Source organism: Thermoanaerobacter sp. RKWS2 (assembly GCF_026240795.1).
Lineage (GTDB): Bacteria > Bacillota > Thermoanaerobacteria > Thermoanaerobacterales > Thermoanaerobacteraceae > Thermoanaerobacter > Thermoanaerobacter ethanolicus.
Genome location: NZ_CP110888.1, coordinates 2,102,544 through 2,115,403 on the forward strand (window position 1 = coordinate 2,102,544; position 12,860 = coordinate 2,115,403).

Here is a 12,860-nt window from a genome sequence, read left to right on the forward strand (position 1 = left end):
AACTTACATATTTATTCCAAATAGCTTTAGAGCAGCGTCTAAGTTAACTCTTTTGCTCTCTGGAAGTGTTTGAAAAAATACCTCGACATCAAAATTATTTGCCAATTCCCACAGCATCTCCGCTTCTTCCTTTTTTAAACTAACACTCGGAATCACAAATTTTTTCTCTGGACTTTTAGCAAGTCCTCCTACATTCAACTTTTTTATAGGCAAGCCTTTAGTAATAGATTCTTTCACTGTAGCAATATCTTTGTAAAGCAAAATAACTCTGTAATTCCCAAACTTATCATTATTCCATAACGAGATTGCTTCGTCCACGCCAAGTATTTTTACCGCTAAATTAGATGTCGCAGCTGACATTAAATAAATACTTTTCATATATTCATCCTTCGCAAGATTATTATCAATTACAAAAACAGCATTACAACCAAATCCTTTTGACCATTTAGTCATAACCTGGCCATGAATTAATCTATCATCCACTCTAGCAAAAAGTATTTCTCCCATTTCTAGTTATTTTCCTCCTTTTTACTAATTTTGTATCCTAATTTTTTAATTCCATCAACACTTGATTTATAGCTTATTTCAACCAAATCTTCTGTATCATAATTATCCCTAGATGATAACATTTCTATCAACATTGGCAAATTAACCCCTGTCAAAATTTTTACATCATATTGCTTTGAAACAGATAAAGCACTATTTGATGGGCTTCCACCAAACAGATCTACAAGAATAATTGTTTCTTTATTCGCTTTTTGGTTGTCTTTAACAATTTTTTCGACGTCCATCCGTAATGATTCAACATCATCCCCTAAATTAAGTCCAAGTGCAACTACATCTTTTTGGTCTCCCATAATCAATTCAGCGCTCTTTAATAACTCTTTACCAAAATTTCCGTGCGTAATAATCAAAATAGCCTTCTCTTTCATTGTTCCCCCTCTTTCTATTTTTAATGGCGTTAAATGTTAAAATGTTTCATTCATACATAGCATATTCACTCTTTAATTAAATAGCTTGTCTTTCATTCAAGTTTTTTAGTATATATGTTTATCCCTAAACAAGGTAAGAGGGAGAAACAAAGCATCCCTCCTCCCTTATAATTTCAGAGAATTACAAGTTTATCAATTTGCGATTTTATCATAGTCAACTTTTAAAATTTTATCTTTCATTATTCTACTAATGTATTACAAAATATATCAATTAAGTCTATATTTTTAACTCTTAAAAACCATTAATATTTAATATTAGAGTATACCTATAAACCCTAACACAGCAAAGATAACTATTAACCACATAAGCACTTGTATAATTTTCAATCCTTTTCTAGAGAAATATAAATAAACTGACATTACCACAAGTAAAGGTAGCATACCAGGTAATATTTTATCCAGTATCTGTTGAAGCACAAATTCTTTCCCTGAAATAGTCCACTTAAGTGGAGTACTTACATTCACATATGAAGCTGCTAAAACGCCCATCATAAAGGTACCCAAAACCGATAATCCATCTATGATGCTTCTTATGCGTTTACCACTAACTATCTCCGCCACTGCAGCTCGTCCCAAACTATACCCTGCCCTAACAAAGTAAAATCCGTAAAGATATGTTATTGTAACGAATGCAACCCACGGAATCAAAGCACCCAAAGGATTGCCTGCTTGTGCCCAAGGAAGAGCAAGAGCTATTAAAATATATTGAACAGTCCCAGAATCTATCGCATCTCCTATACCCGCAAGCGGCCCCATCAAACCAACTTTTGTATTATTAATAACTTCAGGAGTGACGGCTTCTTCTTTTCTTCCTTCAGCTATTGCTTTAGCTCTCTCTTCTTCTAAAGAAATCGTAATTCCAAGTATAGTACCTCCTCCCCAGATACATTGGGTATTAAAAAATAGGAGGTGTCTTTTATATGCTTCTTTTAAGTCTTCTGCCTTTTTATATAATTTCTTTAAAATAGGCATCATAGCCCACAAAAATGAAGGAGCTATCATTGTTTCATAATTATGAGGAATCTCATTTACATACCACCATCGAAACCAAGCACGGTGTAAATCTTTCTTAGTAATCTTCTCTGGAAAACCATTAGCCTGGTCAGTACTTAAATCTTTACTCTTTTCGTTTGTCCCCATTTCTCATCTACCTCCTTAATCATTTTTATTCTTCGACTTGTTGCGGGCTAGCTAACATAACATACAAATAAGCTATTATTCCCCCTAAGACTGCATATGTTACAGTATTTACATTAAGAGGTTTCAAAATTACTGTCATAAAATAAGCCAGAAGGAAAAATACAACGAATTTTCTTTTCCCTATAACAGTTAATGTCAAAGCAATTCCTAACGCAGGCAACCCTCCTCCTATAACCGACAACATATGAAAAACTTTGCCAGCAGAAACTGTTTTCACTAATGCAGCTATTAAAGGTGTCCCTTTATAAAGTGCAATGAAAATTGTTGGAAAAAAGATAACTAAACTCACAATGATGGGGAGAACGACAATAGAGAAAGTTATACCTCTCTCATTTAGCTGATCTGCAAATTTATTAGCTAAACGAACGACAAAGGTATTAATAAAAAACCTAAAAGTATAAAGATAACTACCTAAAAGCCCTATAGGAACAGCTACAGCAATTGCTGCTTCTGGACTTAGCTTTGCCAAAATCGCGACCGGTACTGCTATAGCAGTTGCCACAGCCGGTTCGCTTGGCATTGTACCACCTGGAGCAATTAAACCCATGTAAATTAGTTGAATAGCAGCAGTAACAGTCATAGCAGTAGGAATATTATGCAGAACTATGCCAACTATCAAACCTGTCATCATAGGAGTAAAGCGAAGCATTAACGTAGAGTATCCAAGAGCACGTGCTTCTACTATTGCTACCCATAGAGCTATTAAAGCTGCCTGTCCAGCACTAAGAGTAATTTGTTGATCCATCTTTACATCCTCCTTCATTTTAATTATTTTTTAGGCTTTTGCAGTTCCTATTGTGAACAAAAACCCCCGCCACCTCCTTCAGTTTTAAATTATTTTTAAACTTTTGCAAATCCCCAAAATCCTTAAATTAAGGGGTTCAGTTATATACTTTCAAAGGAATTCCCCCTCTTTTGTTAAATATTATATAAACACAACTTACAAAAAGAGGGAATACCTTATTCTGCTTTTAATCACTAATATTGCAAATATCATAGATATTTGTCTATCTTAAGCTTAGGGTCATCAGGCAAAGTCTGTAAATAAACAGGTATACCTTTTGTTAAGATATTTTTTAATATTTCTTTTTCTTCAAGTGAGACAAAAATATTTTTAACTAATATTTTCTTTCCTGGTCCTGCACTCATACCACCTATATTTATTTCTTTTAATTTAACTCCTCCTTCTATCAGAGAATACATTGTAGAAGGGCTCTTCACTAATAATATTACTTTCTCCTTATCAACAAACTTCTCTTTTAAGACATGAATCGCCCCTTTAATGCTATAAATCTCTACTTTTATACCTGGAGGAGCTGCCATTTTTATTACTTTGCTAAGAAACACATCATTGGAAACTTCATCATCAACAATAATAATTTTTTGAGCTTGGGTATGCAGTACCCAAGAAGCCATGATTTGCCCATGGATTAATCTATCATCAATTCTTGCCAAAACAATATCTACCATAACATCAGCTTCCTTCACAAACTATTTTGTGGTTAGAAATACAACTTTCGCAAATCTTTTATTCCGCAGACTCCTCTCTCAATACAATGTTCTTTTAAACTACTTAAATTATAAATTTTTCGCATTGTCAATGCTTCTATAATCATAGGCATATTAACACCCGTTATATATTCGACTTTTACATTTTCCCCTAGATCTTTACTACTAATAATAGTAGCATTTGCTGGACTCCCACCATAAAAATCTATAAATATTAAAACCCCATCACCTTCATCGAGTATTTCAATTGTTTTTAATATATTGTCTTTTAATTCCTCAATATTATCACCTGGAAAAAGTCCTAAAGCCATTGTTCGTTCTTGCTTTCCCACAATAAGTTCTGCGCTTTTTAAAAGTTCCTTGCCCAAATTTCCATGTGTAACTACTAAAATTCCTATCATGAAATTACCCCTTTATTATGATAATTGTTGGTTCTTTAAAATCTCTATTAATTTTTTTTAGCAAATTTCATGCCAAGTATTTTGTCATATGAATGCTAATTAAAAATTCCTCAAGAAAGTCTTTGCTTAGTATATACAATAGAAAAAAATTAGTGCTATTATTTTAAAGCATTAGCACTAATGTATGTTAAAAAACTTTATTTGTGTAGCTGTCTTTAAATATTTATCTCAATATGTGTGTCAGTTCTTAGTCAAAAGCGTGCCATAATATGTGCTGATCATTTCTACTATATACGCAATTTCTGTGTCAGGAATTAAAATTCCAAAAACTTCTTCTACTATTTCAAAATGTTTTTTTATAAGTTCAAACATAACACTTTGATTATTTTTAATAAAATTCAAATTATTATAAGGCAAACTATCACCTTTTATAATTCTTTCTACCATACATGAACAATGAAATAAGAACTTTATCAATATTTCTTCGTCCACATCAGAACCAATATCCGATAATATATTTTTTAATACATTCTCTAGAATGTTATATGCCTTATTGGGATTTAAGAAAGTTAACGTTTTATCAAGTATATTAATCAAGTTTTTCTTTAAAAAAGGTATATTATTTTCAAAATCTATTTGCGTATATTCTATTACTTTATTATTACAACTACTATATATGGCAGAACCCAAACTTATAACTTCTTGCACCAGTTCGTCAAGAGTCATATCAGGCATTAAAGCTTTTCTCGTAGCTTCAATAACAATGGGCGTGCTTACCATTTCTATCGTTTTTGTTATAATCCCCGTTCTTTCTGAAATTATATCAGAAAAAGTTGTAAGTGATCCCATATCTACCAATATAAGTACGCCTTTCCCTCTATCTATTTGCCTAACAATGTTAATAGCTTTATTTAAGGTAACTTCAACTTTTTCATTAAGAGGCATGTCCAAAGCCTTTGCATGATCTACCCCAAGAAGGGCATTTGCCACACTCGCCATTGTGCTTGCCGCATAATCTCCATGCATTATGACTAATACACCAATGCTTTCATCTCTTCTACCTATTCTTAACGCATGCAAAAACATAGCTATAAACGCTATTTCATCTTCTGGTATTTTTATATATAGCTTCTCTTCTAATTTCGCCTTTATTTCTTCTGCAGCAGTATATTCAAATTGGTAATCTTTTGCTATATTTTCTCTATCCGGATGAGATATTACTGTACCCATTTTTAATCTTTCTAAAAGTGTTGCAATATGAAGTGCAATAGTATAGGTTACTCGTTGATCAATAAGCCCTTTAAATTTATCTTTTACACTATTTAAAGCAAATTCAACAGCTTCTAGTATATTGGGACTTACAAATTTTAATACTACATCTCGATTAATAATGTTAAGTTCTGACTCACTGGGAAATAAATACTTATCAAAATATTCTTTAATCTGGTTTTCTATTTTTTTCTAATTTCCCCAGAAGATAATCCCTCTTCATTATATTTTTTCCAATTATTTATTATTATCTCATAAAAATTATCTTCTGTTTTATAATCACCTATAAAAAGTTTATCATTAAATTCATTCATAAGTTCCGTATTATATCCATCAAATACTATATCTTTATCTTTATAATTATTAATTTCTGCTATTATTCTTTCGTTTCTTTTATTATCTCTTATTTTAAATAACCCTTCTTGAATATGACGCGAAAGTATTGAAAGTTTCACCTCAACTACTGTATTTGGAGACATCATATATTCAAGAAAGGCTCTTGCACATATAAGCCGAATATCATTCTTTAATTGACCTATATTCCCTGGACAATCGTATAATAGTAAGGCTTTTATAACTTCTTTGGATACTTTTATAGGCACTTTAATACGACGAGATTCCTCCCAAAAAAATTGATATTAGGTCTTTGCAGAATCCCAAAATCCTTATGGATTAAGGGATTCTGCTATATATTTTCAAAGGAATTCCTCCACTTTCGTCGAATTTATATAAAAGACCAAATCACGAAAAGAAAGGGAGGAAATCCTATGAAAATCAAAGCTAAACAACTTTCTCTCTCCGATATTTACGATGATGTTCAATCCTTCTTTGAAGAAGATAAACCCAAGTTTATTAAACTCTTTGATTCCTTTATTGATTTATCTGAACTTATTCCACCTTCTTTTTACGCCCATTATTATTCTCACTTCGGGCGTCATAGGGATTTTTCTCTTGAATCTATGCTCACTGCTTTGATTATCCAAAAAATTCTCTCTATCCCTACTGTTCAACTCCTTGTCCATGTTCTTAAGCTATCTAAAGAATTAAGAGAGCTTTGTGGCTTTAAAAGAGTCCCTCATCCTTCTCAATTCTCTAGATTTAAATCCATTTTCCTCAAAGATTTGGAGAATTTCTTCAATAATCTTGTTAATTTAACTGAGCCTATTTGTCAGGCTATTAATCCTTCCATTTCTAATATCCTCATCGCTGATACTACTGGCTTTGAACCTTATGTCAGAGAAAATAATCCTAAGTTCTTTGATTCCCTTTATAGAAATATTAAAAAGTTCTCAAAATCTAATCCTGATTTTGATGCCCACTCTTATGCTTGTTCTAAAATGCCTAAGTTCGCTCACTCTAATCCTGATGCTAAATTCTCTTATATTAATGGCCATTATTGTTACTCTATCAAAGCTACCATCCTCACTAATGGCTTAGGCATTATTCAGCATATTAGTTTCTATGACGATGATTCTTTAGATGTCAATACTGCTAAATCTGCTGCCGAGTCTAAAGATTTGTACGATTCTAAAACTTTAATCCCTTCTCTTAAGGAATTCTTTAATTTACATCCTAATTTCTCTTATAGATACTTCTTAGGTGACGCTGGGTTTGATTCTTTTGATAATTACAAATACTTGTTCTCAGAGCATGGCATAATCCCTATTATCCCTATTAACCCTCGAAATTCTAAAAACTTACCTCAGCCTACTTTTAACTCTGATGGTATCCCTACCTGCCCCCGTGACCCTTCTCTTAAAATGTCCTATGATGGCATCGTCCGGGAAAAAGGTAGAACTACCAGAATTAAATGGCTTTGCCCTATGTCCAAAAAAGTTAGACTAAACGGTAAAACTACTTATATCCTTCAATGTGATAACCCCTGTACCTCTTCTAAATGCGGCAGAATATTCTATACTACCCTTGATATTGATTTTAGAAAAAACACTGTTGTCCCTCGTAACTCTAAAAAGTGGTCCAAACTTTATGAAAAACGCCCTATTATTGAAAAATCTATTTCTCTTTTAAAAAGTTCTATCGCTGTTGATAGCTTTAAACTCATAAATACCAGGTCAATCAAAGCTGATGTTTTTCTTGGGGCTATCACTCAACATATTGGTTTAATTATTACTGCAAAACTTGGTACTTTTGAACATCCTTTATCTTTGAAAAAACTTTTGGCTTGATAACTTGTTCTTATGGTTTGATTCGTTTGTCACCTTTTTACATTAAAAAGGTGTGTTAGGTATTGTCTTTTTTGAATTTGTATCTTTATTCCATTTCTCTTTTCCCCTCTTGAGCGTACCTTTAAAATGTAATTTCTTTATTTTGTTCCTTGTAATGTAACTTTTTTACTCTAATATTTATCTCATTTTGCAATCACCTAAAATTGATATATAAACATCAGTCGTTCTTTCAATGTTCGCATTTCCAAACTTGGAAGTTGAATTATAACAGGAACCCTTCTTAAAAAAGTATGCAATAAGACTGATTGCGGTTCTTCGGTTGTAGCTGCAATTATCCTTACCTTTGCTTTTCTTGTATTTTCTGACTCACCCATTCTTCTGTACATTCCTTTATCCATTAATGTGAAAAGCATTTCTTGACCTTCTGGAGGTAAACGATGTACTTCATCTAAAAATAAAATTCCTCCATCAGCTTCATCAACAAGACCTCTTTTTTCTTTATCTGCACCAGTAAAAGCTCCTTTTACATATCCAAACAGCTGAGACAATAATAATTGAGGGTTTTCAGCATAATCCGCACAATTGAAAACAACAAATGGAGACTTCTCATGTAATATCCCTATCTGAACTGCATACTTGTACATTGCTTCCGCAAAGGTAGTTTTACCAACACCTGTTGGTCCAACAATTAATGTATGGAGTCCATCTGGAGGATATAATATTGCAGCTTTAGCTTTTGTTATTTGGTCTTTTAAACTATCTTGAGCTCCTATAAGGTTGTCAAAACTATTTTCTAAAAACTCAAAATTGAGATTAACCTTATTTGTGGTTATATTATTTTTTGCGGTCTCTTTTTTTATGCTTTTTAATACCCCCTTTTCTTTAAGCATCAAAGTAAATTCTTCTTGACTTTCTATAACTGGATTAGCAAAGCTTATATTCCACTTTTCTTGTAAGTACATTCTATCTAAGTATAAAACAGGTTTACCTTTAATTTTTAGAACTTTCCCTTCTTTTAATAAATTATTAAGTTCTCTGCTTGTATTAGCCCGATCGATTCCAATTAATTCGCCTATGTAACCAGCTTCAAATCCTAATTTGCTATTGTCAACACTTAGTGGTAATGAAGCAGTAAGTTCTCTTAATTTTCTGTAAATCTTATCTTTCCTTTTTAAAATTGACATGCTATTCGGCCCCCATTTCATCAGTCAGTTTCTAAGTTGTTGTGAAACTCTATTTCTAAAATTAATTTAGCTCAAAGCCTATAGAATTTCTCAAATTAAACAATTAACTATAGATGAGAAGATTTGATAACATAAATTTCCATAATAAATTTATATGCAATAAATTTATAAAAAAGTAGAGACAAATGCCCGTTTCCATTGTATAAATATTGCTATACATTGTTAGACATTACCATAACAATATTTATGTCGGGAGTGGAGCAAATGTCTCATAATAAAAGAATAGCAGAAAATTCATCAATAATCCAGTACCTTTTTAAATTAACTTCAAGAGGCAAGGTTTTCCCTGTATATTTTTTACTTGACAAATACAGAAGGCGGAATAATTTCAGACAAATTGTTTAGCTTTATTTTTCATAGGTTTTCCTACGTTTTGTGGATTTTGTATTTCTATTTACAAAATTCGACAAAATCAGGGGAATTTCTTTGAAAATATATAGCAGAACCCCTTAATTTATGAGGATTTTGGGGTTCTGCCAAAACCTAAGTAAACTACTTTTAAGTATGAAAACCCTACATGTATAAGCTTCAACAAATTTTAAACGTTTCAGGCAATTTTGATAAGATCAAATCTTTTGATTGTTTAAAGCGTTCAGCTTAATTCTCAGTTATTTACTTTGTGGATTATCTTGTGTTTATCATATATATTCTACACAAATCCAAAAAATTATTCGTGTTCTTTTAGTTTTTTTATTGAATTTTTGTTGAAAGGAAAAGGGAGAGCAAAAATTTCTATTAATTCAATGTTGATTATTCTGCCTCCCATTCAGTGTGGAAAATTCCCTCTTTGTCTATTCTTCTGTAAGTGTGAGCCCCAAAGAAATCTCTTTGAGCTTGGATTAGATTAGCAGGCAAGTTTTCTTCTATCATGCTCAAAAAATAATCTAATGAAGAATTAAGTACAAGCATTGGAAGGTAAAAATCTTTTGCTAAATTAGTGATATATTTTATTGAATCAATTTTATCCATTAGAAAAGATAACGCCTTTTCACTGTTAAGAAGATTTACATTTTCTTTATTTTCTTTAATAATGTCTCTTAAGAAATCTAAAATCTTTGCTCTTATGATGCAGCCACCTTTCCAAATACGCAATACTTCTGAAAGGTCAATATTATACTCAAAAACTTTTGAAGCTTCAGATATAACCCATAATCCCTGAGAAAAAGATGCAAAAACACTAAAAAGTAATGCATTTTCTAAATCCTTTATTATTTTTTCTTTATCTATATCAATTTCAGGATATATTTTTGTAACTCTTTTAGCTAATTGTACTCTTTCCTCTTTAAAGAAAGATAAACTTCTCGCTTCTACTGCAAGATTCAAAGAGGGAGTTGGTATTCCTAAATCCAAAGAAGTTTGGGAAGTCCACTTGCCTGTGCCTTTTTGTTCTGCTTCGTCTAATATGAGGTCAACGAGGTATTTTCCTGTTTCTTTGTCTTTGCACTTCATTATTTTATAAGAAATCTCCATCAGGAAGGAGTTTAACTCCCCATTATTCCATTTTTCAAATATCTCTCCTATCTCTTCGGGAGAAAGTTTTAACACCTTTCGAAGTACATCGTAAACCTCAGTTATTGCTTGCATTATGGCATATTCTATTCCATTGTGGACCATTTTGACAAAATGTCCAGCTGAATCATTTCCAACGTATGTACAGCATGGCCCTGCTTCTGTTTGAGCTGCAATTTTTAAAAGAACGTCTTTAACCATTTCATATGCATCCTGTGTTCCTCCTGGCATTAACGAAGGGCCGTGTAAAGCTCCAGCTTCACCACCTGATACTCCCATTCCCAAATAGAGTATGCCTTTTTCTTCTAGTTCTTTAATTCTCCTTGAAGTATCTTTAAAATAAGAATTTCCTCCATCAATGATTAGGTCTCCCTTGTCAAGATAAGGCAAAAACTCTTGAATTACATCATCTACGGGTTTTCCTGCTTTAACCATGAGAATGATTTTTCTAGGCCTCTTTAAAGACTCTACAAAAGATTTGATGTCATAATAAGGCTTAATTTGTTCATCTTTTACTTTGTTTTGCATGAATTCTTGTGTTTTTTCAGATGTTCTATTAAATACAGATACGCTATAGCCCTTTCTAGCAATGTTTAAAGCCAAATTTTGTCCCATTACTGCTAAGCCGATTAAACCTATTTCATTCATTTACTTTACCTCCTGTTTTTATAATTTGCTGTGAAGTTCAAAAAGTTCTTTGAGATTTTTAGTTAAAACTCTAAAAAATTGAAATTTCTTTTCGTGATACTCTATTTTTTTTGGAAGGCACATAAGTATTTTCTATTTTTACCATTTCTCTTGTGGCCTCAATCAAAGTTTTGTACCTTCCCATTGCATAATAGCCTAAAAGTGCAGAGCCTACAAGAGCAGGTTCTTCTAAATTAGACACCTTAATTGGCAAACCTAAAGTAGAAGCGAAAATCTCCATCCATATGGGCGATTTTGTGCCTCCTCCTCCCGCTCTAATTTCTTTTATTTTTACATTGTTATCCTTTAAAGCTTCATAAAGCATCCTTAGGGAAAATGCAACTCCTTCCATGCGGCTCTTATCATGTGGCCTTTATTGTGAGTGTTTTTCAATCCAAAAAACACTCCAGAAGCAATATTGCCTATCGCTTTAACCTTTTCTCCAGTTATGTAGGAAAGAAAAAAGAGATTCTTGCCCTTAAGTCCAAAAGAGTCATCATACCCATCAGGGGATTTAAATTTTCATCCACAGGTATTAGCCCAAACATGTAGGAAGAAGGCACAATTAAAGAAATTTTATCTTCAAATCCTTTTGCCGCCTCTTTAACTGCTTCTACAAAAGCACCAAAAAGGACTTATGGATTATGCTCCGCTTTTCCTTCATTGTCTCTTTCTATAGGCGTTTCTTTTCTATATAAACTTAAAATATTTCCTTTTTCGTCCACTACACCTGCTTTTAAATTTGTAGTACCTATGTCAACAGAAAGAATTAAATTTTCCATGACTCCCTCTCCAAGACTTCTTTATTTATAACGCCATCAGGAATTTCTCCCCTTAAGACTTTTTCTACATCTGAAACAACCTTGTCACCCATACCTCTTAAACATTCGTAAGTGTAAGCGGATGTGTGGGGTGTGATTATAACATTGTCAAAGGCTAAAAGGGGATGATTCTCATCAATGGGTTCACCTTCTACTACGTCCAATCCTGCTCCTGCAACTTTTCCCTCTTTGAGTGCTTTTATCAAAGCTTCTGTATCTATAAGTTCTCCTCTTGCAGTGTTAACAATAAAACATTTTTCTTCATCATAGAAAACTCTTTATGAGACAGCATGTGATAATTTTTTTCATTGAGTGAGGCATTTAATGAAATAATGTCAGAAGTTTGTAAAAGTTCTTCTAAAGAAACAGGCTGTGCTCCTCTTTTTTGTATCTCCTCTTCTGAAAGATTAGGGTCATATGCTATAACTTTTGCCCCAAAGCCATATTTTAATATTTCTGCAACTCTACTTCCAATATTCCCAATACCGATTATTCCTGCAACTTTATCTTTTATCTCATACCCCATGAAACTCGCTCTTTCCTGCCATTTGCCTTCTTTTACCCTTAAAGATGCTTCTCTTACTCTCCTCATTACATCCATAAGAAGGGCAATTGCATTTTCTGCCACTGCTTCTCTTTCTACAATTCCAGCAACTTTTGTGACAAGAGTACCTTTTTCTGTGGCGCTTTTTATGTCTATAGCATCATATCCTATACCGTGGCGTGTTATTAAAAGTGTCTTATCTTTGTATTCAAAAAATTCTCTGTCGTAATAAGGTTTTACACTAGCAATAATCACAGAATAGCCCATTAATTTTTCTGCTAAAGCCTTCCCCCTCATGTCATGAGGAAGTTCAAATCTTTCCACTTCCCCCAATGCTTTTAACTTCTCAATATGGTCAGGGAAATGCTTGCCAAAACTGCTAGAGTTGACAATCGCAATTTTTACACTCATTTTTATCTTCCTTTCTTTATATGTTAAATATTTCTTTCAAGTGATTTTCAATGTTTTTTGCAACCAAATCATAGTGCTCGTGTTCGT

Annotated in this window: 8 protein-coding genes and 4 pseudogenes; 1 reads left to right on the plus strand and 11 read right to left on the minus strand. The window is 32.7% G+C overall.

What is annotated here, in order from left to right:
• Positions 1-3 precede the first annotated feature (3 nt).
• The 7 genes and pseudogenes from OEI98_RS11135 to OEI98_RS11165 form a co-directional block, all read right to left on the minus strand.
• A complete protein-coding gene (locus OEI98_RS11135) occupies positions 4-507 on the minus strand; it encodes a PTS system mannose/fructose/N-acetylgalactosamine-transporter subunit IIB (RefSeq protein ID WP_003866639.1) in 504 nt (167 codons plus the stop codon).
• A 2-nt stretch (positions 508-509) separates the two neighbouring features.
• On the minus strand, positions 510-932 hold the full coding sequence (locus OEI98_RS11140; protein ID WP_004405746.1) for a PTS sugar transporter subunit IIA: 423 nt from the start codon (positions 930-932) through the stop codon (positions 510-512).
• A 315-nt stretch (positions 933-1,247) separates the two neighbouring features.
• Positions 1,248-2,132, minus strand: a complete 885-nt coding sequence (locus OEI98_RS11145) for a PTS system mannose/fructose/sorbose family transporter subunit IID (protein ID WP_003866637.1) — start codon at positions 2,130-2,132, stop codon at positions 1,248-1,250.
• A 25-nt stretch (positions 2,133-2,157) separates the two neighbouring features.
• Positions 2,158-2,937, minus strand: coding sequence for a PTS mannose/fructose/sorbose/N-acetylgalactosamine transporter subunit IIC (locus OEI98_RS11150; protein ID WP_003869391.1), 780 nt, complete (start codon positions 2,935-2,937; stop codon positions 2,158-2,160).
• 248 nt (positions 2,938-3,185) lie between these two features.
• Positions 3,186-3,662 (minus strand): PTS system mannose/fructose/N-acetylgalactosamine-transporter subunit IIB, encoded by a 477-nt coding sequence (locus OEI98_RS11155; protein WP_003866635.1) that lies wholly within the window; start codon positions 3,660-3,662, stop codon positions 3,186-3,188.
• Between the two features lie 32 nt (positions 3,663-3,694).
• The gene (locus OEI98_RS11160) at positions 3,695-4,102 is read right to left on the minus strand and encodes a PTS sugar transporter subunit IIA (protein WP_003866634.1); all 408 of its coding nucleotides are present in this window, start codon (positions 4,100-4,102) and stop codon (positions 3,695-3,697) included.
• Positions 4,103-4,342: 240 nt separating this feature from the next.
• Positions 4,343-6,009, minus strand: a pseudogene (locus OEI98_RS11165) (PRD domain-containing protein); the annotation flags it as partial.
• A 129-nt stretch (positions 6,010-6,138) separates the two neighbouring features.
• On the opposite strand from OEI98_RS11165, the gene OEI98_RS11175 reads away from it, so the two are divergent.
• A complete protein-coding gene (locus OEI98_RS11175) occupies positions 6,139-7,557 on the plus strand; it encodes a transposase (protein ID WP_266037959.1) in 1,419 nt (472 codons plus the stop codon).
• A gap of 200 nt (positions 7,558-7,757) precedes the next feature.
• On the opposite strand, the pseudogene OEI98_RS11180 reads toward OEI98_RS11175, so the two are convergent.
• The 4 genes and pseudogenes from OEI98_RS11180 to OEI98_RS11200 form a co-directional block, all read right to left on the minus strand.
• Positions 7,758-8,741: pseudogene (locus tag OEI98_RS11180) on the minus strand (sigma 54-interacting transcriptional regulator); the annotation flags it as partial.
• Between the two features lie 810 nt (positions 8,742-9,551).
• Entirely contained in the window at positions 9,552-10,958 is a 1,407-nt protein-coding gene (gndA, locus tag OEI98_RS11185) for an NADP-dependent phosphogluconate dehydrogenase (protein WP_004404778.1), read from the minus strand.
• Positions 10,959-10,976: 18 nt separating this feature from the next.
• Positions 10,977-11,779: pseudogene (locus tag OEI98_RS15375) on the minus strand (FGGY-family carbohydrate kinase).
• Positions 11,767-12,773: pseudogene (locus tag OEI98_RS11200) on the minus strand (D-isomer specific 2-hydroxyacid dehydrogenase family protein). The pseudogenes OEI98_RS15375 and OEI98_RS11200 overlap by 13 nt, the downstream one beginning before the upstream one ends.
• Between the last annotated feature and the right edge of the window lie 87 nt (positions 12,774-12,860).

Excerpts from the sequence above, each read along its gene's own strand:
- OEI98_RS11155 (WP_003866635.1), bottom strand. The coding sequence starts at position 3,662 with ATGGTAGATATTGTTTTGGCAAGAATTGATGATAGATTAATCCATGGG.
- OEI98_RS11145 (WP_003866637.1), bottom strand. The coding sequence starts at position 2,132 with ATGGGGACAAACGAAAAGAGTAAAGATTTAAGTACTGACCAGGCTAAT.
- gndA (WP_004404778.1), bottom strand. The coding sequence starts at position 10,958 with ATGAATGAAATAGGTTTAATCGGCTTAGCAGTAATGGGACAAAATTTG.
- OEI98_RS11160 (WP_003866634.1), bottom strand. The coding sequence starts at position 4,102 with ATGATAGGAATTTTAGTAGTTACACATGGAAATTTGGGCAAGGAACTT.
- OEI98_RS11135 (WP_003866639.1), bottom strand. The coding sequence starts at position 507 with ATGGGAGAAATACTTTTTGCTAGAGTGGATGATAGATTAATTCATGGC.
- OEI98_RS11175 (WP_266037959.1), top strand. The coding sequence starts at position 6,139 with ATGAAAATCAAAGCTAAACAACTTTCTCTCTCCGATATTTACGATGAT.
- OEI98_RS11140 (WP_004405746.1), bottom strand. The coding sequence starts at position 932 with ATGAAAGAGAAGGCTATTTTGATTATTACGCACGGAAATTTTGGTAAA.
- OEI98_RS11150 (WP_003869391.1), bottom strand. The coding sequence starts at position 2,937 with ATGGATCAACAAATTACTCTTAGTGCTGGACAGGCAGCTTTAATAGCT.